The sequence below is a fragment of the Lacticaseibacillus rhamnosus genome (genome assembly GCF_900636965.1).
GTDB lineage: Bacteria > Bacillota > Bacilli > Lactobacillales > Lactobacillaceae > Lacticaseibacillus > Lacticaseibacillus rhamnosus.
This window is the reverse complement of the sequence record NZ_LR134331.1, coordinates 728,000-750,768: the sequence shown is the minus strand read 5'-3', so window position 1 is coordinate 750,768 and position 22,769 is coordinate 728,000. Positions and strand designations below refer to the sequence as shown.

At 47.2% G+C, this 22,769-nt stretch carries 22 protein-coding genes; 9 read left to right on the top strand and 13 right to left on the bottom strand.

Annotation, left to right across the window (positions count from 1 at the left end; translation table 11 throughout):
• Window positions 1–36: 36 nt before the first annotated feature.
• Together EL173_RS03740 and EL173_RS03735 are read right to left on the bottom strand one after the other, a co-directional pair.
• Window positions 37–510: an S-ribosylhomocysteine lyase gene (locus tag EL173_RS03740; protein WP_005685498.1), complete on the bottom strand. Its 474-nt coding sequence runs from the start codon at window positions 508–510 to the stop codon at window positions 37–39.
• A gap of 134 nt (window positions 511–644) precedes the next feature.
• Window positions 645–1,778 carry a vitamin B12 independent methionine synthase gene (locus EL173_RS03735; protein WP_014571184.1) on the bottom strand — a complete coding sequence of 378 codons (1,134 nt, stop codon included), beginning with the start codon at window positions 1,776–1,778 and terminating at the stop codon, window positions 645–647.
• An 886-nt stretch (window positions 1,779–2,664) separates the two neighbouring features.
• Here EL173_RS03735 and EL173_RS03730 point away from each other — a divergent pair.
• Together EL173_RS03730 and EL173_RS03725 are read left to right on the top strand one after the other, a co-directional pair.
• On the top strand, window positions 2,665–3,126 hold the full coding sequence (locus EL173_RS03730) for a DUF3290 family protein (protein ID WP_005705496.1): 462 nt from the start codon (window positions 2,665–2,667) through the stop codon (window positions 3,124–3,126).
• 10 nt (window positions 3,127–3,136) lie between these two features.
• Complete coding sequence (locus EL173_RS03725) at window positions 3,137–3,784, top strand: DUF421 domain-containing protein (RefSeq protein WP_015764303.1); 648 nt, start codon at window positions 3,137–3,139, stop codon at window positions 3,782–3,784.
• 9 nt (window positions 3,785–3,793) lie between these two features.
• On the opposite strand, the gene EL173_RS03720 is transcribed toward EL173_RS03725, so the two are convergent.
• The gene (locus tag EL173_RS03720) at window positions 3,794–4,639 is read right to left on the bottom strand and encodes an alpha/beta hydrolase (RefSeq protein WP_015764302.1); all 846 of its coding nucleotides are present in this window, start codon (window positions 4,637–4,639) and stop codon (window positions 3,794–3,796) included.
• A gap of 5 nt (window positions 4,640–4,644) precedes the next feature.
• Window positions 4,645–5,406: a hypothetical protein gene (locus EL173_RS03715; protein WP_014569300.1), complete on the bottom strand. Its 762-nt coding sequence runs from the start codon at window positions 5,404–5,406 to the stop codon at window positions 4,645–4,647.
• Between the two features lie 334 nt (window positions 5,407–5,740).
• Between EL173_RS03715 and EL173_RS03710 the strand changes: the two genes are divergently transcribed.
• A complete protein-coding gene (locus tag EL173_RS03710; protein WP_005685491.1) occupies window positions 5,741–6,565 on the top strand; it encodes an aldo/keto reductase in 825 nt (274 codons plus the stop codon).
• A gap of 174 nt (window positions 6,566–6,739) precedes the next feature.
• On the top strand, window positions 6,740–7,210 hold the full coding sequence (nrdI, locus tag EL173_RS03705; protein ID WP_005705470.1) for a class Ib ribonucleoside-diphosphate reductase assembly flavoprotein NrdI: 471 nt from the start codon (window positions 6,740–6,742) through the stop codon (window positions 7,208–7,210).
• Window positions 7,211–7,225: 15 nt separating this feature from the next.
• Here the strand turns inward: nrdI and EL173_RS03700 are convergent, their stop codons facing one another.
• Window positions 7,226–8,158, bottom strand: a complete 933-nt coding sequence (locus EL173_RS03700) for an alpha/beta hydrolase (RefSeq protein WP_019728524.1) — start codon at window positions 8,156–8,158, stop codon at window positions 7,226–7,228.
• Between the two features lie 121 nt (window positions 8,159–8,279).
• On the opposite strand from EL173_RS03700, the gene EL173_RS03695 reads away from it, so the two are divergent.
• On the top strand, window positions 8,280–8,738 hold the full coding sequence (locus tag EL173_RS03695) for a MarR family winged helix-turn-helix transcriptional regulator (RefSeq protein ID WP_005685488.1): 459 nt from the start codon (window positions 8,280–8,282) through the stop codon (window positions 8,736–8,738).
• Between the two features lie 113 nt (window positions 8,739–8,851).
• Here the strand turns inward: EL173_RS03695 and EL173_RS03690 are convergent, their stop codons facing one another.
• The 5 genes from EL173_RS03690 to EL173_RS03665 form a co-directional block, all read right to left on the bottom strand.
• Window positions 8,852–9,508, bottom strand: a complete 657-nt coding sequence (locus EL173_RS03690) for an HAD hydrolase-like protein (protein ID WP_015764300.1) — start codon at window positions 9,506–9,508, stop codon at window positions 8,852–8,854.
• Between the two features lie 256 nt (window positions 9,509–9,764).
• On the bottom strand, window positions 9,765–10,919 hold the full coding sequence (locus EL173_RS03685; protein WP_015764298.1) for a cation:proton antiporter: 1,155 nt from the start codon (window positions 10,917–10,919) through the stop codon (window positions 9,765–9,767).
• Window positions 10,920–10,943: 24 nt separating this feature from the next.
• Window positions 10,944–11,474 carry a GNAT family N-acetyltransferase gene (locus EL173_RS03680; protein WP_005715187.1) on the bottom strand — a complete coding sequence of 177 codons (531 nt, stop codon included), beginning with the start codon at window positions 11,472–11,474 and terminating at the stop codon, window positions 10,944–10,946.
• Window positions 11,475–12,000: 526 nt separating this feature from the next.
• Complete coding sequence (locus tag EL173_RS03670) at window positions 12,001–12,348, bottom strand: hypothetical protein (RefSeq protein ID WP_005685484.1); 348 nt, start codon at window positions 12,346–12,348, stop codon at window positions 12,001–12,003.
• Between the two features lie 52 nt (window positions 12,349–12,400).
• The gene (locus EL173_RS03665) at window positions 12,401–13,324 is read right to left on the bottom strand and encodes a proline iminopeptidase-family hydrolase (RefSeq protein ID WP_015764296.1); all 924 of its coding nucleotides are present in this window, start codon (window positions 13,322–13,324) and stop codon (window positions 12,401–12,403) included.
• Window positions 13,325–13,490: 166 nt separating this feature from the next.
• Here EL173_RS03665 and EL173_RS03660 point away from each other — a divergent pair, with 166 nt between their 5' ends.
• Together EL173_RS03660 and EL173_RS03655 are read left to right on the top strand one after the other, a co-directional pair.
• Window positions 13,491–15,839 carry a cation-translocating P-type ATPase gene (locus EL173_RS03660; protein ID WP_015764295.1) on the top strand — a complete coding sequence of 783 codons (2,349 nt, stop codon included), beginning with the start codon at window positions 13,491–13,493 and terminating at the stop codon, window positions 15,837–15,839.
• An 80-nt stretch (window positions 15,840–15,919) separates the two neighbouring features.
• Window positions 15,920–16,249 (top strand): hypothetical protein, encoded by a 330-nt coding sequence (locus tag EL173_RS03655; RefSeq protein WP_015764294.1) that lies wholly within the window; start codon window positions 15,920–15,922, stop codon window positions 16,247–16,249.
• 146 nt (window positions 16,250–16,395) lie between these two features.
• Here the strand turns inward: EL173_RS03655 and ndk are convergent, their stop codons facing one another.
• Entirely contained in the window at window positions 16,396–16,842 is a 447-nt protein-coding gene (ndk, locus tag EL173_RS03650; protein WP_005691943.1) for a nucleoside-diphosphate kinase, read from the bottom strand.
• Between the two features lie 337 nt (window positions 16,843–17,179).
• Here ndk and pepF point away from each other — a divergent pair, with 337 nt between their 5' ends.
• Window positions 17,180–18,994 carry an oligoendopeptidase F gene (pepF, locus tag EL173_RS03645; RefSeq protein ID WP_015764293.1) on the top strand — a complete coding sequence of 605 codons (1,815 nt, stop codon included), beginning with the start codon at window positions 17,180–17,182 and terminating at the stop codon, window positions 18,992–18,994.
• Window positions 18,995–19,079: 85 nt separating this feature from the next.
• Here pepF and EL173_RS03640 read toward each other — a convergent pair whose 3' ends face one another.
• The gene (locus EL173_RS03640; protein ID WP_019728361.1) at window positions 19,080–20,672 is read right to left on the bottom strand and encodes an ATP-binding cassette domain-containing protein; all 1,593 of its coding nucleotides are present in this window, start codon (window positions 20,670–20,672) and stop codon (window positions 19,080–19,082) included.
• A gap of 114 nt (window positions 20,673–20,786) precedes the next feature.
• On the opposite strand from EL173_RS03640, the gene EL173_RS03635 reads away from it, so the two are divergent.
• Window positions 20,787–21,761, top strand: coding sequence for a helix-turn-helix domain-containing protein (locus tag EL173_RS03635; protein ID WP_005691937.1), 975 nt, complete (start codon window positions 20,787–20,789; stop codon window positions 21,759–21,761).
• A 156-nt stretch (window positions 21,762–21,917) separates the two neighbouring features.
• On the opposite strand, the gene EL173_RS03625 is transcribed toward EL173_RS03635, so the two are convergent.
• Window positions 21,918–22,439, bottom strand: coding sequence for a flavodoxin domain-containing protein (locus tag EL173_RS03625; RefSeq protein WP_005714480.1), 522 nt, complete (start codon window positions 22,437–22,439; stop codon window positions 21,918–21,920).
• Window positions 22,440–22,769: the final 330 nt, after the last annotated feature.

Here is a 22,769-nt window from a genome sequence, read left to right as displayed (position 1 = left end):
CAGTGCCATTTTTGGTTCTAATCAATGCTCGTTAGATTAGACAACCTGCCGGGTAAATGGATCGTTAGAAATGCCGCGACTCAAAATCAACTTTGCCCACTCTTTAGCAGAAAACAGGCTGTGATCTTTGTAGTTGCCACAACTCTTGATGTCAACACCGGGTACATCATCCCAGGTAATATCGTTAGCAATCGCTTCAAGGCTGGACTTCAGCGCTTTGGCGACTTCCGTGGTGCTGTGTGTTCCCCAGGTAATCAAGTGAAAGCCGGTGCGGCAGCCAAACGGTGAACAATCAATCACGCCATCCATGCGATCGCGCAATAATGATGCCAACAAGTGTTCAATTGTATGCAACCCGGCAGTATCAATCGCAGCGGTGTTTGGCTGAACCAAGCGTAAATCATAGTTAGAAATTTCATCGCCATTCGGGCCCTTTTCGGTGGTAATTAACCGGACATAAGGCGCCTTAACTGCAGTGTGATCTAACGTAAAGCTTTCAACTTTTGCCATAAATTAAGGATCTCCTTCTCAATAGCTTACCTACTCATCATATAACACAATCCCACCGGTGTGAAAAAAATCTGGGAATGACATGACATCATGCCAAATAGGGTCAAAAAATTTTGAGTCTAGCCGGCTTTCTGTTAAGCATCTTCCCAAACCCGATGCGCAATACGCTGAACCAAGGCCAACTTCGCCCATTGATCATCTTCGGTCAGCTTGTTGCCTTCTTCAGTTGACGCAAAACCACATTGGGTGGACAAAGCCAGGTTGCTCAGTGGCACATAAGCAGTCGCAGCATGGATACGTTCAATCACTTTTTCCTCGTCTTCTAACTCCGGAAACTTCGACGTAATCAACCCTAACACAATCCGCTTATTGGTATCGCCTTGCCACAGCTGCGGTAATGGCTCAAACGAACCGGCACGCTGACTGTCATACTCAAGGAACAATCCGTCATAAGGCAAGTCGCCAATTTCATCAGCAACATACTGATAGCCGCCCGAGAATAAGAAAGTCGACTGGAAATTTCCGCGGCAAATGTGCGAAGTTACGGTCAAATCTTCAGGTAATCGAACTAACACTGCTTTAATGACCTGATGCGCCAGCTTGGCAAAGTCGACAAAATGCTGGTGTCGTTTCGGGTCGTTCTCTGTATCTTTTAGGTTTTGAATCAGATAAGCCCAATTCGTATCATCAATCTGCAAGTAACGGACACCCAAAGTATAAAAGTGCTCAATAGTTGCCACGTATGCTTGCACCACGTCAGCTAAATAATCATCAAAAGAAGCATAGTACTTCGACCAGTTATCGCTGCGATGATCCCTAAACAACAGCGCTGGACTAGGAATCGTTTGCTTCGGCAAGACCCCGGCAGGCACAATGCTCTTGAGATAGTTAAAGGCGGCAAAGAAGGGATGATCGGGATTGAAACCAACCTTACCGGCAAGATGAACATTGGCAGCAGCGTTGATACCACCTTTAAAGTCCCGTTCATACTTCCATGCATCATCCTTTTCGAAACCATTCAGGCCCCAGAAAAAGTCTAGGTGCCAATAACGCCGCGAGAATTCACCATCAGTAACGGCATTAAACCCGAGTTCGACTTGCTTTTTAACAATATGTTTGATGGCTTCATGCTGAATCGCCAGCTCCTGATCCTGCTGAATCTCACCGATCCCAAGCTGCTGATGAGCAACCTTCAACCGCTCCGGACGCAGCAAACTACCAACTAAATCAGCACGAAAAGGGGCTTTGGTTTGAACTTCTTCTGTCATGTGAAACCCTCCTAAAAGAAAGTGAGCGCGAGCCGGCGCGCTTAGGAGTCGGAGTGTAAGTGGCCTCGGGCGGAATGGCCGGGCTTTGGCCATTGCGTTCGAGGTCCTTACACGCAGACTCCTGCGCCGGGGAGCGCGTTATGGAAAGTGAGCGTGAACCGGCGCGCTTAGGGGTCGGAGTGTAAGCGGCCTCAGACGTGATGGCCGGGCTTTGGCCATTGCGGCTGAGGTCCTTACACGCAGACCCCTGCGCCGGTGAACGCGTTATAGAAAGTGAGCGTGAACAGGGCCGCTTAGAAACCGGAGTGTAGGTCAGATCTCTAGCCCTATAAACGCGTCATGGCAAACGCACTACAGTCTTGAATAACCATCACATTCAAAAATGGATGCCTACGCAAAATCAACTACAAATTAATATTTCACCACTGACAACACGCAGCAATGAAACAACCAACTAGTCGGTACCTTTATGCAACACACTCGACTGATGCGGTAAGTCATAGCCGTCACGGGACGAAAAAAGCCCCTTGATCGAATCCGATCAAGGGGCGACGGTGCGCGTTACCACCCTTATTCGTGTTAATTTAACATTAACACCTCAACAGTACCAAAACTGATACCTGGCATCATAACGGGTGCACCCGTTTCAATGGCGTGAACCACTGAAAAGCTATTTGGAGCTCATCTTCACCGATTAGCCGATCACCTGCTCACACTGTCCAGGCTCGCTGTCGATCTGCGCTTCGGTTACTCTTCTCCGCAAAGCAATGTGTTTGTCATAAATTGAATTCATCATAACACCGCGATAAGCCATGTCAAGAACAACTTCACCCTCGCTATTATTCTTGTTATGATTTGATCAGACCATGATTCATGGAGGTGCACTATGGGAACTACCTTTTTTGCTTATTCCGTGCTAACCCAGCAGAACAGTTGGCAAAGCACCTTACGTTATACCATTATTTTAATCGGTGCCTTGCTTATTATTGCTTATCTTCTGTACTTTTTACGCCACAAACGCAGTAACAAATACCGCGATCTTTTGGTGCTAGTTGCTTTAGTTGAACTCCTGACCATCGGCATCCAAGTTCGCGATCTTCAGGCTAGTCGAACGGCCAATGCTGATTCCCAAGCCGTTGCCACCCTGTTACGCAGCGTGGCAACCCAAAAGCATGTCGCTACCCGCCAGCTTTATGCCAACAGCAATACTGTTCACACCGGCATGCTGATCACCATCGGCCGCTCCACAAAAGAAATGTACACCGTCACAATTAATGCCGATAATAACAGTTACCAGTTATCTAAAACGACCTTGATTGTGCCAAAAGCTCAGTTCATCACTAAATAAGGAGATTCATATGCGACTTTTTCAGGATCCATACTTTGTGACGGCAATGAAGCTGCTTTTGGGCTTCATTGTCTTCATCGCGCAAATCAAGCTCACCGGTAAAGGTAATCTTGCACCGGCAACCATTGTCGATCAAATGCAGAATTACGTTCTTGGCGGCATCATCGGCGGCGTTATTTATAATACCGATATCGGTCTGTTGCAGTTTGTCAACGTGCTGCTGATCTGGACGTTAATCGTTTTCAGCACTAAATACCTGACGAACCACAATCGTTGGCTCAAACGGGTGATTGATGGCGAACCGTTATTAGTCGTTCAACATGGTCAAATCAAAGTGGATACCGCCACACAGGTAGGCTTGTCTGCTAACGACCTTGCTTATAAACTACGAGCTGCCGGCGTCAATGATTTACGCGATGTTCGCCAGGCTTATCTTGAACAAAATGGCCAGTTAAACGTCATTTTAAAAGGCGATGAAACCATCAAATATCCACTCATTTTAGATGGACAAATTGACCCGGCCGCACTTGACGCCATTGACCATGATGAGAAATGGCTTAAAGATCGCTTGGCAGAGCAAGGATACGAACCCGGTGATGTCTATATGGCCAGTTTTCTTGGTGGACGCGTTGTTGTGTCACCATACGATCGCACCTAACCGTGAGTCTCACCAGAGAAAAGCATCTACCGCTTGGGCGACCTTAGGATTTTCATGTAATGCGCTGTGTTGGGCATCGCGACCGAAGTATTCTCTTTCCCGGTAACTGGTTGCGCGTGGGCTAACCAGATATCGTAACGATCGCGATGAGTTGTTGCTAACCCGCCCATCCGAATCGGAACCATCGCGAAGATCACCGTAGATATTCAACACCTTAACCCCTTTTGGAAAACGATCGCGCATCCGAGCCAACTCAGCATAATTTTCGTCTAACGGGGATGGATAGCCGTTAGCAGTTAACTTGATTTGATGTGGTTGATCGCCCATACCAATGATGCCGTCAAAATGCCCGGCAATGGCAACATAGGCGTTTATTTTGGGTAGTTTTTGCTGGTCTTGATTGCGAATTGCATAGAACATCACCGCCATATTTCCCATTGAGTGGGCGACAAAGTTAACGTTGCGCACACCATAACGTTGGTAAAGCTGACGATTAACCGTCGCCAGCCAATCAGCCCATTTCACAGCATCCGGATTGCGATTGTCTTCAAAGACCACTTGCACAATTGGCTTACGAACATGATGAGGCGTCCCAAGCCAACTGACTTTCCCGTTTTTACTCACCGTTGCAATAAGGACTTTGGTTGCTCCCGCCTGTTTAGCGTGACGGATTAACGTGTTGGTCGACCCGGCACCACCGGAATAGCCATGCAAATAAAGCGTTGCGGTTTTGCCAATCGACGCCTGCTCCTGATCGGATGTGTTGGCAGACTGGTTGTGGAACCAATACCAACCTGCACTGACAACCAGAACCATGCCAAGTAAGCCCAACCAAATCCAGTTGTTTCGTTTCATGGAACCTACCTTTCTGCTGCCGGGTTCGCCGAATCATCTGCAAGCAAGGCAGGACGTGGTAAGAAATGGCTAATTGCCGCAATGATTAAACCAACGACAATGGTCCAACCTGCCACTCGCTGCCATAGCGGTGAGTATGCCCGAATTAAATCACTCGCTAATTGCGTATTTAACGGTGCCCGCGTACTAATCATGCCTAACAATGGACTCGCAGTTACAAGAATCGCTATGAAACCACCAAAATAACCCATTGCGTAAGTCGACCGCCCAACAACGGCCATAAACCGCCGCCATGAGTGTGCTGTTTTTAACATAATGAGCAGAACAATCACCAGCAAAATCGCGGCTACAATCACCGCTGTCTGGGTCATAAGGACCAACAACGGATAAATAAGCCCCCAGCCTTGCTCCATGATTGACTCATTGATTTCATATTCAAGTTTGGCATTGAGACTCGCCAACACTTTTTGATCGTCAAAATTTTGACCTTGATTTTTCGCCGCTGTCTGAAGCCGACTCGTCAGACTTTCTTTAATGGTTGCCAGTGAAATATGCGTTTGGTTAGCTGCACTGGCAGTGATCATTTTAACGGCAAGCCGCTGAGTGTCATCAAGGGTGACCAGTTTAGTGTCACTATTCAAAGCAGCGCCATTTTGGTTCGCCGTTGTTACCAGATCATGGTTTAAAGTATCCGTGAGTTGTTGCAGACCTTGGCTTTTAACAACGATTTGCTCTGTTCGTGCGGGTGTCCCAATGGTCAACATCATACCGGTACTAAAGGCTTCAACAAAAAGAAGTACCCAAAAGATCAGCGTAAATAATGCAAACCAACTACGGGAGACGCCTCGCCATTGTTGTGTTCTCGTGTGGATCCCCTCCCTCGCATCTGGCCCTATTATACACGAAGCGTCATCATGACTTGTACGCTTCCTGACATTTGGACTACACTTAATGGTGATGCATGTCGGTCATCATTAAGCCATCATCCTAAATCGCTTTTCGCCGTATGATTGCTGGTGTTGGCGCCGGTTGGCAACCTCACTTTCACATGTATTTATTCGATGTTGCATCGGGTCACAACTTCACAAGGAGGTTTCTCAAATGCACTATACATTAAACGACGGCAATGTTTTACCAGCCATTGGTTTTGGCACATATAAATTAACCGGGACTAACGGGGTTCGAGCCATGGTTGGGGCCCTTAATCTGGGTTACCGCTTGTTGGATTCAGCCTTTAATTATGAAAATGAAGGTGCTGTGGGCGAAGCAGTGCGTCAAAGTGGGATCCCACGTAGTCAGCTTATTGTTGCGTCTAAACTTCCGGGACGCCACCATCGTTATCAAGAGGCGATTGATACCATCGAAGAAAGCCTATATCGAGCCGGTTTAGATTACTACGACCTTTATTTGATTCACTGGCCGAATCCGAAAGAGGATCTTTATCTAGAAGCATGGCAAGCGCTGATTCAGGCCCAACGCTTCGGACTGATCCGGTCTATTGGCGTTTCAAACTTTCTGCCTGAGCATATTGACCGGCTCATCAAGGAAACCGGGGTCACGCCAGCAGTCAACCAGATTGAATTACATCCCTATTTCAATCAGCAAGAACAACGCGAGTACGATGACGCGCACAATATTCAAACGGTCGCATGGAGTCCTTTAGGGCGGGGAGCGGTTTTGCAAGAACCAGCGATTAAACAGATCGCCGCAACCCATGGCAAGAATGTTGGCCAGGTTATTTTGCGTTGGGATCTTCAACACCACATTCTCCCGATTCCAAAGTCTGCCCATCTTTCCCGCCAGCGCACGAATCTCGATGTTTTTGATTTCAGCCTGACTAAAGAAGAAATGGCTGCGATTGACGCATTAACTAAATCAGATGGACGCTTAAACAATCAGGATCCAGCGGTCTATCAAGAGTTCTAATGTTGCAAATCAGCTCATTTTGGCAACAAGCATTGATTGCATCAGATCCATTTCATTAAAAAGAGTCGCGGCGCTATCAGTGACAGCACCGCGACTTCTTTTTCTAACCAGCTCACCTTAACGATCAGCCGCATCATTGTTATTTTCAAAACTCTAATGAAAGAGGCAGGCCACATGACTGAACCTATTCGCATCTTATTTATTTCAATTTCAGGTAACACGCGCGCATTTGCTAAACGTCTAGCCGAATATGCGCAAACCCAACATGATCAGAATCCGGAAAATCCAGCGATTGTTCTAAAAGAAATTTCCGAGGCGACGCAAAGTGACGGCGAAACGAAACCGTTCTTTGTGATGGTACCCACCTATCTCGATGGTGGTAACGGCATTGATAACGGCGTCAAGGAACTGATGACCAATGCCATGGGTGACTATCTGGCAGAAGGCGACAATGCCAAGCTTTGTCTAGGCATCATCGGTTCTGGCAACCGCAATTTCAATGAACAATATTGTCTGACCGCCAAACGCTACGCCAAGGAATTCGACGCGCCTTTTTTGGCCGATTACGAGTTGCGCGGAACACCAAGCGATGCCAAAAAAATTTACACCGTCTTAACCCGTGTTGCTCATACTGCCACCCATTAAGCAGACATACAACGGTTACCAATTAGCGTTGAACCAGCCAACCACGCGCTTTGTATATGCCTTCTGATGATCCGGAAAACTACGGGCATGTGCTGCGCCTTTAACGACCCACAAAGCTTTTTTCGATTTTGTGGCCGCACGATAGTTTTGATAAACCATCTTGGTCGGGACAAAGGTGTCTTTACTGCCATGAATGAATAAAATCGGTCGGGTGTTTTTGTGCAAAGCGTCAATGGCACTGGCATCAAAAACATTGTAGCCGGCTTTGAACGTCGCAGTTAGCGCAACTGCCGGTACCAACGGCCACTTCGGGATATTAAACATTGACTTGGCTTGATAAGCAAGTTCGTCAATGATGCTGGTATAACCACAATCTTCAACGATACTTTTGACTTGCGGCGGCAACTTCTCGCCACTAAGGTACATCACGGTTGCACCGCCCATCGAGACCCCGTACAAGGCAATCTGACTCTGTTTGCCTTGTTTTTTTATAATCTGGTTAATCCATTTGAGATAGTCCAGTCGATCCGGCCACCCGTAACCGATATAGTTTCCTTCCGACTGGCCTTGGCCGCGATCATCAGGAGCCAAGACGTTAAATCCGGCATCGTGAAACATCTTGATTTGCGGGGCCATGTATTCCTTGTTGGTCATATAACCATGCGCAACCACGATCGTTTTATTGGTCGGTTTGGCTGCGGGTACATAATCCGCGACTAGTTTGAGCTTATCGCCGGCTGCCTGTTCAGTCCAGGTTTCCTTATGTACAGATTTAAGCCATACTTTACTATCCGTAATAATCCGGCTTTCCTTCCCACTCAAGAAAGATTTCTTGGATGGAACAAAGGCATACTGATAAAAATATAAGCTGGCACCCACCAGCCCGGCCACCATCACCCCAATGACCGACAGAATACCGATCAGCCAAGCTTTTTTATGTTTTCGCACGTTATTAACCTCCATAAGTGGTTCAAGACCTTTACATAACTGAAAAGTGTACCGCAACTTTTCAGAATTTCAAGTTACATGTGACCCGTGATTTGTTAAACTAATATTCGGAGGAAGAAATATGACTGATAAACCCTTACTAGAGGCATATGTGGATGCCTATTTTTCAACGTTCAAGAATATCAATGAACTGATCTCGGAACCAATGGCGGCGTATCACTTAAGTTTTGAGCAATATCGGATTTTATCGGACATTGCCAATGATCCGGAAATCAGTTTAACTGCAATTGTGAATAAGCGTGGCGTAACCAAGCCCGCGGTAGCCCGTCAACTGCGGGTTTTACGCAACTTAAATTACGTCACCCAGTCAAAGTTTGAAGCTGACCGGCGCCGCAATATGCTACAGTTAACCCCGCTTGGCAAACAGGTCGAAGCGGCCATTACGAAAAATGCCAATGAGCAATTCAACGAATGGGTCGCAGCACTAGGCGAACGCAAAGCAAAACAGTTCGTGAAGTTATTGAATGAAATTGGTTCCAAGGTCATTCGGCCACAGCAAGCCGCTAAAAAGAATCGCTAATGACTGAATAAAGGCGAATGCATTCTCCGCACATATGGAAAATGCATTCGCCTTTTGTATCCCCATCGTGATGCCATCAGGGATTTAATAGCTTCAAACTTATCTAACGCTTATTATTTAGCCAATTTTGCCAAACCTGCAGGAATTGCTTCCGGTTTATCGACAAGCACCTTAGCTCCCGCATCTTCTAGCTCTTTGGCTGATCCAAAGCCATAAGTCACACCGAGTAACTGAACATGATTGTCCAAGCCGCCAATCATGTCATTCGCGCGATCCCCGACCATGACACTTTTAGCAGGATCTTCATTGGTTTCTTTTAAGGCGTAGGCCAAAACATCCGTCTTCGTGACGCGCGTCTGCTCATCGTCACTTGCCCCATAAGCAGCGTTAAAGTAACGATCCAAGGCAAAGTGTTTAACAAGGCGATGCAGCATCATCTCGGGTTTAGCCGAAGCAATATAAAGATGGTGTCCCTGTTCCTTCAATGCCGTCATCGTATCTAGAAAGCCAGGATAAAGTTTGGCTTGATATAAGCCTTCCTCTTGATAATAGTGATGAAAGGCATCAATTGCCCGCTTAACTTCAATATCATCCAATTCCGGCCAGACTTCAGGAAGCTTTTGCACCAACGCCGGGCCAATAAATTGAACATAGGCTGAATTATCCAACGGACGCAATCCGCGATCCTGAACCATGTACTTTAATGCTGCAACGATTCCTGCTTCTGAATCTGCTACCGTGCCATCAAAATCAAAAAATAATGTTGCCATTGAGATCCTCCTTATTTGACATGAATGAAAGGCTGTAAAAAAGCCATTAAGTGTCGTCTATTAGTAACGCCGACAACAGGTATGGGCGCTTAGACAATGATTTCGATGCGCTCCTGTTCACGCTCTATCCTTAAACGCGCTCACAGTCGCAGAAATCTCCGTGTAAGGACCCTGGATCAAAATGGCCAAAGCCCGGCCATTTCGGTCCAGGGCCACTTACACTCCGATTTCTATGCGCTCCTGTTCACGCTCTCTATTATACAAGTTCCTGTTCACGGTGTAGTGCGTCTTTTAAAATAACCGGGGCAATTAACGTTGTGATGACAATAACCACAATGACGGCGGAATAGTATTCTGCGTCCATAAGCTTGGCCTCAAACCCAATTTGAGCCACAATGAGCGCCATTTCACCGCGCGAAACCATGCCAGCTCCCACAACATTGCTTTGTAACCAACTAGCGCCTGCTAAACGATCGCCAAGGCCACAGCCTACCCACTTGGTCACCAATGCCAAAACCGTCAAAATGGCAATGAAGCCCAAATCACGGCCAAAGGTATCAAAACGCATATTCAAGCCAACGCTGACGAAAAATACCGGAATAAAAACGGCATACCCGATTGCACTCAAATTGCCATCAACCTCATGCCGATAATGAGTTTGTCCAACCGCAACTCCGGCAAAAAAAGCACCGATGACTGCAGACATGCCCACAAGATCGGCCACATATGCCATTCCAAGGCAAATCAATAACGACATAATGGTAACCGCAGAAGCCGGGAATAATTTTTCAGACAACCGCATTAAATACGGCGCTGCCCATCTGACCACAAAATAAATTCCAACGAAGTACAACAGTTGCTCGATAATTTGCAGCCAAAACGGAACACTGGTTGTTTTTTGTTCCCCTAATACTGCGACCGTAAAACTTAGAATTAAGACCGTCAAGATATCGTCTACGACTGCAGCCCCTAAGATCGTTGCCCCATTGCGACCTTCCAAGGCATGCAATTCTTTTAAAACCTCAACCGAGATGGAAACCGAAGTAGCCGCAAATGTAATGCCAAGAAAGAGACTGCTGGTCAAGTTAAATCCCCAAAGATGGGCAAAGCCAAAGACAACGACAACTGGCACAATAACGCCGATAACCGCGACTAACATACCGGGTTTAAAGTATTTCTTCAATAACTCCAGATCACTTTCCAACCCGGCTAAAAACATCAGAATAATGACACCGATTTCTGCAAATAGTGAAATCGTATGCGTAGACGAAATCCATCCCAGAAGTGCCGGCCCAATTAAAATTCCTGCTAATAATTCGCCAATAACTGCGGGCATTTTCAGCAACCGACTCACGTGTGCCAATACCAATGTTGTTACTAAAATAAGTGCTAAGTTACCAATGTCCTGCATCTTTACCCTCCATGTTTACGTCTATTAAACCGATGTTAACCGAACTTCATAGGCATTGCGTTCAGGAACCGGTTCGTCCATATAAACGATGCCACGAAAATCAAAGCCCATACCTGTAATCGCATGCTGCATGATCACATTTTTTGCGTGGGTATCCACTCGCAAATCGTCAAAACCGCGCCGATAAGCTTCACTCATAATGTTGCTAAAAAATACCCGACTCAACTGTTTACCGCGAATACTACCGTCAAGTGCGAATCGGTGAACTGCTAGATACGGGACATCTGCCAACCAGCCTGCCCCATCAATTCTGAGATAATGCGGATCCGGACCGACAACTAAAGCCGCCACTCCGGCAACCCGGCCATCCACAATCAAAACCCGGCCGATACCGGTAGCAATGTCCTGCTCAATCGCGGCCTGATCCGGATAAGTCCCCTGCCACTGGTCAATTCCCTGCGCGCCCAAAAACTGCCGCGCAGACGCGATAACTTTCATCATTGCAGGAATATCAGCAGGCATCGCAACCCGCATAAATATGGTTGACACAAACATCATCTCCAAAACATAATTGTGTCCTTCATTTTCCCCCAACTGTACGCGAGATTCAATCTGAAAGTAAAAAGAGCGTGAGCCGGCGCGTTCAGGAGTCGGAGTGTAAGTGGCCTTGGACGTGATGGTCGGGCTTTGACCATTGCGTCCAAGGTCCTTACACGCAGACTCCTGCGCCGGCGAACGCGTTTCAGCAGAGCGTGAGCCGGCGCGTTCAGGAGTCGGAGTGTAAGCGGCCTTGGACGTGATGGTCGGGCTTTGACCATTGCATCCAAGGTCCTTACACGCAGACTCCTGCGCCGGCGAACGCGTTTCAGCAGAGCGTGAGCCAGCCCGCTTAGAAACCGGAGTGTAAGTGGCCTTGAGCGTAATGGCCGGGCGGGCTTTGACCATTGCGTCCAAGGTCCTTACACGCAGACTCCTGCGCCGGGGAACGCGTTTCGAGAGTATGCAAGAACCCCCCAACCGAAAAACGACTCCCGCGGGTTTATTGGCGGGAGTCGTTTCAAAGCAAATCACCTAATACAAATTAATGCTTGTGATGCAAATGATGTTTTTTATTAACCGGTACTTCTGCATATTCCGGTGCAAACACTTCATGTGCGCCACGATGTTCTGGTGCCAGTCGCCATGGATGCCGGCCATGATGACGTTTGTGCATTTCCAGCTTCAGGCTCAATTGCTTGGTTCGTTCTTTTTCCGCGCGTAATTTCTGGTGACCGCGAATGATCGCAATGCCGCCGCCTAAAGTCAGTGCAATGGGAATCAAATGAATCACTGCTAACGGAATAATCAAATCGGGTTGTTGCTCCAGTGCGTGATCAAAGGCATGAACCGGTTCAAGTAGCCCTTCTTTTAATTCATCAAAATCAGACATGAAAGCACCTCCATGACATGAGAGACATATACTTACCATTTATATTATAACGTTAATTATCTAATAAAGGTGATCCAGCATCCGTTTTCACAAGCCACTGACCCAAATGACTGAAATAATCTGTCGGGTTGTCCAACATCTGACCATGACCGGCATTAGGTGTGACATGCAAAGTGGCATTTGGTATTGTCTGAGCCATTCGCTTGGCAGCTGATAACGGCATGGTTTCATGTCCACCGAATGTCAGATAAGTCGGCATTGTCAGACGATGTATATCAGCCCGTCGATCCCAGTCCTTAAGTGCGCCTACCATCACAAATTCATTATCACCTTGAAAATGATGATACACGGGGGTCGCCAACGTGCTAATTAAATGGCGCGGCTGGGGATCTTTGGCATGATGAAGATATTGCTCCCCTAACTCACGCACCAACTGCTGGTATTTAGCATCCGCAAACGCGTGCTGGGCTTCAATCCGTTGCATGTATGCCACGTCATCACTAGAAAACATGGTCTCCCGAATCTTGTTAATGTTAACTAAATACTCATCCAAGTTATCAATCATCGAGCTCAAAATAAGTCCCTTAAGATGCTGCGGATATTTCAAGCCATATTCAATCGCCAACACACCGCCCCAGGACTGACCTAATAGGTAAAAATGATCAAGGCCCAGCTGTTGCCGAACATTTTCCACTTCGTCAACATAATAGGCAATATTGAGAAAACGCTTTTGATTAGCCGGATCGGAAAAGTCCGGTTGATCAGAGAAAAATGAACCCAGTTGGTCGTACCGCGAGACACGGACACCAAAAGATGCCAGTTCAGCAGCAAAATTTTCAAACACTTCATTCGTGCCGCCTGGTCCGCCGTGCAACGTCAGTAATTGAATCGGGCCACTGCCTAATGTCTGGGTCCACAAGTGGTAGCCATTAGGTAATGTGATAAATCGGGTTCCATTTGGGTTTCGTTTTACCATGAGAGCACTTCTTTCTATAACTTTCATCTCATTATGACGGTTTCATGACTCCCTAACCATAACCCAACCATGCCAGCAACTTCAAAGTTTTGTAAAAACAAGTGTGATATTCGGCATCTTGTTGTCTGGATTGGTAAAATGGATGAAAAGTACTGGAGGGCATGCGATGGCAGAGCAAAAGATTTCACCTGATCAAGGGTTATCGGAAGAACAAGTTCAGCAACGAATCGATGCAGGCCAACACAACCTGCCACTAAAGCCACTGACACGATCAATTAGCCAGATCATCAAAGTCAATACCTTCACTTTATTCAACTTGGTCAATGTCGTGTTGGGTGCGCTCATTATTACGACTGGTAGCTATAAGAATTTACTGTTTCTCGGTGTTGCCATTATCAATACTGCCATTGGTACGATTCAGGAGATTCAAGCCAAGCGCCAAATTGACAAAATGTCGATTCTTGCTGCCACCCGTGCGACAGTCATCCGTAACGGTCAGGTGGAAAAAGTCGAGCTTGAGCAACTGGTTATGGACGATATGGTCATCCTCAAACGCGGGGACCAAATTCCGGTGGACGGCACCGTGGTAGCTACCAACGGCCTTGAAAGCGATGAAAGTCCACTAACCGGTGAATCCCGCCCCATTGCCAAAAAAGTTGGTGACACTTTGCTCTCCGGTGCATTTGTTGTATCGGGACAGGCTACCATGCAAGTAACCGCTGTCGGTGACGCTACCTTTGCCGCTAAACTAGCGCTAGAAGCTAAGGCAGAAAAGGCCAGTCAAAGTCAGCTATTAGCCACTATCAATCGTATCATTCGGGTTTTAACCTATGTTTTGATTCCAATCGGCGTCATTCTTTTCACGGTTTCCATGATTCGACGGGGTCATTATAATCGCGCGATTTTAACCACCAGTGCAGCCATGATCGGGATGATCCCTGAAGGACTGGTTTTGTTAACAAACGTTGCACTCGCTGTTTCTGCACGCAACCTTGCTGTCAAGCGCGTCTTGGTGCGGGCATTACCGGCCATTGAAGCTTTAGCAAGAGTCGACACAATATGTTTGGATAAAACCGGGACGATTACCAGTGGCAAGCTCAAAGTCACCGACACATTACCTGCAGACGGACGAACCGCTAAAGATGTCACCCGCGCCGCCGCTGCGATCGTCTATGCACTCAACGATGACAATGAAACGGCTTTGGCAATCAAAGCTGCAGCCGATGCCGATGCCAATCAACAAGTCACCCAGACCGTTCCATTTTCTTCAGCTCGCAAATGGTCCGGGGCCGTTGTGGATGGACAAGCCTTGTTTATGGGGGCGCCCCAGTTTACATTTGGTGATCAACTGCCAGCTGCCATAACGGCTAAGATTCAAAAAGCTGCGGCAAATGGCTACCGGGTGCTTGCGGTGGGAACGGCCACCCAACTTACCCAGCCTTTGGTTAATCCGCAGTTAATCGGCTTGATTCTCATCACGGATGAATTACGCCCGACTGCCATCAACACGTTTGATTTCTTCAAGACCCAAGGCGTGGCTTTAAAAGTCATTTCGGGTGATGATCCGACCACAGTCGCTAACATCGCCAAGCAAGCCCATCTCGAAGGTGCTGATCGCAGTGTGGACATGAGCACCATTTCTGCTGATGCCACCGCCGCTGATTTTCAAACGCTGGTTAACCAATACAATGTCTTCGGCCGGGTGACCCCGGATCAAAAAAAGCAGCTCATCATGGCTTATCAGGCTTTGGGGCATACGGTTGCGATGACCGGCGATGGTGTTAACGATGTCTTGGCGTTGCGCCAAAGTGACTGCAGCATTGCGATGGCTTCCGGTGCCGATGCCGCCAGTTCGATTGCCGATTTCGTTTTGTTGGATTCTAATTTTGATGCCATGACCGGGGTACTAAACGAAGGGCGGCGGGTCATCAACAACATCGAACGTGTGGCCTCGATGTATCTGGTCAAGACCATGTATTCCGTCATTTTAGCGACTATCTTTGTCTTTTTGCCGCTCGATTATCCGATTGTCCCCATCAATCTCACCCCGGTTTCAGCTATTGGGGTGGCCATTCCCTCTTTCTTCTTGACCCTAGAGCCTAACTTCGAACGCGTCACCGGTCAGTTCATGCAAAAGGTCATGACAGTCGCGGCACCAGCGGCTATTAGCGTCGTTGTTTATACGCTCCTGTTAACCTGGATGGAATCATTCTTCCATCTCAGTTTCGATACCACTTCGACCATGGTAGCCATGTTGATCGGGACTATTTCCTTGAATGTCCTGCTAGTCGTTGCGCGACCGTTTAACCGGCTTAAAACCGGCTTGCTTGCGAGTCTCAGTGTCGCGCTATTTCTTGTCTTCTTTGTTTTCAACGGTATTTTTTCACTCGCCAACTTATGGCATTGGCAGTTAGCCTTACTCTATCTGCCGCTCATGGCCTCAACCGTACCGTTTTACCTCTTGATTCAAGAATTCCTCGGTCGACGGGTGCTTTCTAAAATCAACTGGCGGTAAGCTGCACCCAGCTTTAAAAAACGATGATTTCTTTTGATCACTGACGCATGGTAAAATCATTTAAAAAGGATGTGTTATAGATGGGGATTGACAACAACCAGCTAGTAGCGCGGTATTTTGATCGTAAAGCCGATCATGGCGCTTTTTTTACTGCACTAGAAGCTTATCTGGACGATGAACTAGGCAAACTGTATGCCACTTTGAATGATACATTCGCGGACGATGCCATTGCACAGGCGCATCAAGCCGGTGCTAAAATTGACGACCCTGCAGCTGAAGAAATTGCCACGATAAATTATCTGTTTAAAGAGCTCGCGTCCCGCGGCTTGTGGCTGCAATCACCGGATATGACGGAACCCAACACCATCATTGCCAAATTAAACTTCGGCAATCGCCGCACCTACTACTAACGGCTTAAAAGCACCTGCTACATTAATCCGATGACACCAAAAGGCAGTTGCGGTATGATCACAGATCGTATCGCAACTGCCTTTTTGGATGCTTTCTTCAAATACAGTTTCAGATGATGCTATTAAAATGAACTAGGCCAAAGCGGCTATTGATTGGCTTTAGGGGCATATTGCTTGTCTGCAAACCAAATTGGAATCTCACGTTGCGCACTGGCTTCGCTATCTGAGCTGTGAATAACGTTGCGAATCGTCTGATCGGCCCATTCCCGACCAAAGTCCCCGCGAATCGTGCCTGGCGCAGCATCTCCGGGATTCGTAGCGCCTGTCATCGTTCGAACGGCTTCGATCACATTAAACCCGCTGACAATCATCGCCACCAGCGGGCCACTGGTCATGAAGCGTTCAATTTTGGGAAAGAACGGCTTGTCAACAAGTGCTGCATAATGCTGATGTAATTGGGCGGAGGTTGCCTGTGTGACTTTTAGTGCCTCAATGGTGAATCCGCGTCGTTCTATGCGGGTAATGACCTCGCCGATATGTCCTTGGGCGACACCATCGGGCTTAACCAAGACTAAAGTTTGTTCTTCTGCCATGCATGTGCCTCGATTCCTTGAATATTTTCAGTAAATTCGTTCATATTCAGTATACACGAGTGGTAGCTGATGAAAAAAGGCAGTTTAGCTTTAGTTAAGTTTATTTTTCCCGCAAAATGAACTGCTATTACCGGCAGTAAGCATAGATGTACCAATACCTTTTTGGAAAAATTCTGAACTTGCTAGCGTGCGCATGCGTTTTAGTCGTGATCAATGCTATACTTTAGCCACTATAGTGCGTTTCCTGGTGTTAAACGCGGCGATTCGCACATAACGCGCTTCCCCAACGCAGAAGCCTGCGTTGGCTCGCGCTCACTTTTTTAAGGAGGCTTTTTACATGAGCGAGACAACACTACCAAAACGGCAAGCAGTCGATCAGCAGTTGACTTGGGATCTTACTCCGATTTTCAACGATGATTTTGCGTACACTGAAGCAGTAAAGCAGGTGCGGGCCTTGACCAAGGATTTTGTCAGGATGTATCAAGGCAAATTGACGCAACCAGCTGTCATTGCGGATGCATTAGCTGACTATGGAACCATTGTAGCTCTTGCCAGTCGCATCATTCATTGGGGCTTTATGCCATACTCCACCGATACAACTGATCCTGCATTGCGTACGCGGCAGGCTCAGGTAACGGGCCTCGATGGCGAAATCAGCGGTCAGCTAAGTTTCTTTCGAGCCGAACTCACGCAACTTTCCGAAAACGTGCTTGATGCAGTTGTCGAGACCGCTCCTGATTATGCCGGTTTTATTCGCCAAATCAAAGTTGCCAAACAAGGTGCCTTACCACCAGCTGCCGAGAAGGTGCTAGCCGAATTGACACCGGTTTTTCAGGCTCCAAGTGATATTCGCGACCAAAGCATCTTTGGCGATATGGACTTTGGTACGTTTACGGCGCACGGTAAAACTTACCCGTTATCGTTTGTCATGTATGAAGAAAATTATCAAAAACATCCCGATACCGAAATTCGGCGCGCCGCTTACGCTCAATTCAACCAGACCTTGCGTCGTTATGAAAACACGATGGCGGCAGGTTACTTAGCCCAAGTCACGCGTGAAAAGATTACGGCTACCATGCGCGGTTATGATTCGGTGATTGACTATCTACTCGCCGATCAAGAAATCACCCGCGAGATGTTTAACCGTCAGATTGATGTTATCATGCGCGATTTAGCTCCGATCATGCGTCGTTATGTGACACATGTGAAATCGCTTTGGGGGCTTGATCATATTGGTTATACCGATTTGCAAATCGACATTGATCCGAATTATGCGCCAACCATCACACTAGAACAAGCCAAAGAAGATATTAAAAATGCCACCGCACTCATGGGTCAAGATTACCAGGCACAGATGATGCAGGCTTTCTCAGAGCGGTGGATCGATTTCCCTGCTAATCAAGGCAAGGATTCCGGAGCTTACACTGCTGGACCGTATGGTGTGCATCCTTATGTCGAAATGACTTGGAGTAATACGCTGCCTGCCGTTTACACCTTGATTCACGAGTTAGGCCATACCGCTCAGATGGTCCGCTCACAGGAAGCCCATAATGTGTTGGATGCGGACTTTAATGCCTATTTGGTCGAAAGTCCTTCCACCTTCAACGAACTGTTGCTGACTCACTATCTCGAAGAAAACGCTAAAGATCCGCGAATGAAGCGCTTTGCCTTGTCACGGTTATTAAATGATACCTATTTCCACAACTTTGTCACCCATCTGCTCGAAGCCGCGTTTCAACGGGAAGTCTATAACTTGATCGATAACGGCGAAACTTTTGATGCTGCTCGGTTGGACGCCATTACGCGTAAAGTCCTGACCGATTTTTGGGGATCGGCAGTAGAACTTGAGCCAGGTGCTGAGCTGACTTGGATGCGGCAAAGTCATTACTACATGGGACTTTATTCGTACTCCTACTCAGCTGGCTTGACGGTTGCTACCCAAGCATTCCAAGCCATCGAACAACAAGGCCAACCAGCCGTTGATCGGTGGTTGCGTTATCTCAGCCTAGGCGACTCACTTGATCCAGTCGAAGCAGCTCGAGTCGCCGGCGTTGATGTCACCACCGACGCCGCTTTGAAGCATGCAATCAGTTTCTTGGGGACGACAGTTGATGAGATTGAGGCATTAAGTAAAGAAATTGAGCAGGTATAAGAACGACAAAAACCGCATTTTTATCATGCGGTTTTTGTTTGACCTGTATTCTCCATTGCACCCGTGTCACGCAGCATCACCTGCTTCAACCGGCTTTTGCATCTGCATCAAGTTGAATGACCTGATCGTATCGCTGCTGCCATGACTGACTTATATGATGCGCCACTTCGATTAACGTTGCAGGACTTTGCAATAGGCGGGTATGGAGTTGATCACTTAGTTTTTCATCCAACGCAGAAGTGACCTCGTCGGCTAACAAAATCGGGCGCTGCCGCAAAAGAGCCCGGGCAATTTCAAGCCGTTGAATTTGGCCGCCTGACAAATGATGGCCCTCTTCGCCAACTTGATAATCCCATCCTTTTTGTGCAATAAGCGCCGTCAGACCAGCATCAGCCACCGCCTTGTCTAAAGCTGTCTGGGAAAAATGACCGCCTAACGTTAAATTAAACCGAATCGTATCGTCAAACATAAATGGTGTCTGTTTAATCAAGCCAAACAAATGACTTAATTGCGTACGAGTCGCCGCCGTTATTTGGACATTACCAAGATAATATTGTCCGCTGGCTAGCGGTAACTCGCCGATCAGCAGTCGCAGCAAGGTGGATTTACCGTACCCGGAAGGCGCCATAATCAATACTTTTTGGCCAGGCTTAATGGTAAGGTTGCGCGAATCAAGAATCTTTTGTTTGCCAAGTGTTACCGATGCATCTTTAAGCACAATGGGTCCAGTGGTTATTGGCTTTTCAGCTGTCGACGCATCTCTAGGCTGTGCTTGCTTGATCTTTGCGACTAGCGGTTTGGTCGTCTGCCATTGATTCATCGCTTCGATAACCATAATCAGCGGATTGCGCATATCGTTTGACAGTTGCACAATGCCCATAAATAACGCTAAAGTCGAAGCCCCGATCATCACGCGGTAAATCCCGATGCCAAAAGGTGCTAAAACGCCGAACCAAAGTGCCAATAGCATGCCCAGCGTGTTCATACTGCCGGTCAAAACGGTCATCTTTTTCAACTGATCTTCAAGGCCGCGTGCCAGCCTGTTGATGCGCGTTTTAACAACCGCCTGCGCCTGATAAATCCGAATGGTATCCCGCCCGGCCAAATAGTTCTTGATTCCTGACGTCCAGTGACCATTGGCAGTTGACCAATCTTTTGACGCGCGATGCAACCCCTTCCTAGCAACTCGGGACACCGTTAGCGGAATGAGATTGCCGAGGAAAAAGGCTAAGGCGGTCATCCAATCAAACGCAAACGCTCCAATCATGGCCCCACCAAAGATGAACAGCTGGTTAATGATGGCCAATTCGCTTGCAATGCCATTTGTTTCGATCATTTTTAAATCATTCGTCATAAACGACAGTGCTGATGATTGGGTGCTGACGAGATCTGCGTCATCAATCAAATAAGCTGCCATTCTTGCCTTAATATTCAAATTGACTCGGCGTGTGATCACGGCCTTCAAGAACATCACGAGCCAATTTGCTACGGAGGCACCTAAGAAAATTAACAAACTGGGCACCACTGCCTGCACCAACCGCGCCATAGATCGCGCGGATGCCGCCTGAATCAGTATCGTCAAGCAGTAGGCAACCCCTACATTCATCATACTGTAAAACAAAGCCGCAATCGCATAGACTAGCAACTGCCATTTACGCCCATAACGCCATGTCAACATCGTCCTCGCTCCCATCATCTTGTTTAGCTTCATCTGATCAGATGCCTTGTTGTTTAATATAGTCAGGTTTATGCTGATGGAAACGAAAAATGTCATATATGAAAGGCGAAGTCCATGAATATCGGTACGCTTCTTAGACAAATTCGAAAAAATAAAGGCTTGACGCTCGCGCAAGTAGCCGATGCCACCATCAGTAGTTCTTATCTGTCCAAGGTCGAGCGCGGACAAAACGACATAACGGTCACGAAACTATTGCACCTGCTGGAACGCTTAGAAACAACACCGGAAGAATTCTTATATATTGCCGCTGATGATTTTGACATGGACTACAGTAATCTTGATCGGATGCTTGAGACTTATTTTGGTTCGTCCCTCACAATGTCAGCCAACCCCCAGGATTTTCCCGAAACTCTGCGTAAAATGAAGGAAAACGTCCGGCAAGCGCAAACCCGCTTTCAACAAACACCCACGCTCAAAAATAAACTGGCTGTCAACGCGCGCATGCTTTTGCCTGTCTTTTTTCAGTCATTGGTCATTGATGAGGCGCATAAGTTGCCAGTGCGACCCGATCTTACCCATGTCGCGGAACAATATCTCCAGCAACTAGACAATTGGGGGGAACTCGATTTATATCTTTTCATCATCTTCAGCATTGCGATGCCGGCTGAAACACAACATCGCTTACTGACAATTGCCATCAAGCGTAGTCACCACTATCGCCATTTTCGCAGTGCGCCGTTACTTATCCTTAACTTATTGGAAAATCAGGTGATGTTGGAATTAACCCGGCAAGATAATCAGGCTGCCGCTAGGTATCTGAGCCAATTAGAAACAGCGCTCGACAAAAAGCCAAGCGCTGAGTTTGCTTTATGGGCACAGTTCCATCGTGCCGAATTGTGCGCACGCCAAGGACAGCACAAAAAGGCACGTGCATTGTTAGATCAGGTTGTTGAAATAGCAGCGGCTTTAAAGTTTAAAGACTTAGCCGATATTTTTGCTTTCGCCCGAACGATTATTTTGACTGAGCCGCCAACATCAATTTATAAATACTTCCATATTTTGGTGGGCTCAATTGCCGAGGGTGAATAATCAGTTTTAACCATAACGCGTTCTCCGGCGCAGAAGTCGGAGTGTAAGAAGCCCAGCCGCAATGTCAAAACCCGCCCATCACGGCCAAAGCCACTTACAACACTCCGACTTCTAAGCACGCTGGCTCACGCTCACAAAACACAGAACCCACCGAAGTCAAGACAACGGTGGGTTTTCAACGATATCAGTAGCAAATGAGCGATTCAATACCTGAGTCACATCCGAAACCAGCGGACGAATGGCGTCTTGAACCGCTGGGCAGGATCGGCTTCCGTAGCGTTTTAATGCCCACGCAGCCCGAATCCGCCAAAAGAGGTTCATTTGATTCAGTTTTGGATGCCCTTGCAGATAATAAAAACGGGTGCATTGACACTGATGATTCTGCTGATACTGCGCAATCTGTTGACAATTCACGGACTCGCGCCGGACAACCCCGCTGCCGAACACAATAAATTGTTCAGGCAAATCTTCTTTAAATTGGCGATAAAAGGATTTTAATCCCAACACTTTATTGCCCACAAGATGACCGCCATATATCACCAATGACCGATTTTTCAGATCTGAAGCGGTCAAAAACTGTACATCAATCATTTCGCAATGTAACGTTTGCGCGATACATAAGGCAAATCGCTGCGTAAACCCTGTCTCGGAACTATAAACTACCAATGTCTGCTCCATTTGACCGCCCCCTTTGCCACTTTCTTGCGCGAGTTCCATTCATTAGGATAGCAATAACCACGGACTGCTACTTGCCATTAATTTAACCTTACATAAATATTTATATTCGCGTCAATTTATATGCTGATCGACATGTTGCAATTAGATTGTGCACATTTATTTTAGTATGTGGTCATGTTAAACTAAGGATGTCAGGCGTTATTATTGAGCAAAGTAGTTTTCGGTTACTGTGTTTTTCCGGCGTTTCAAAATTTTCCAACACGCCGGGAAACGCACATAACGCGTTCGCCAGCTCAGAAGTCTGGCTTACGCTCAGCACACAATACAAGG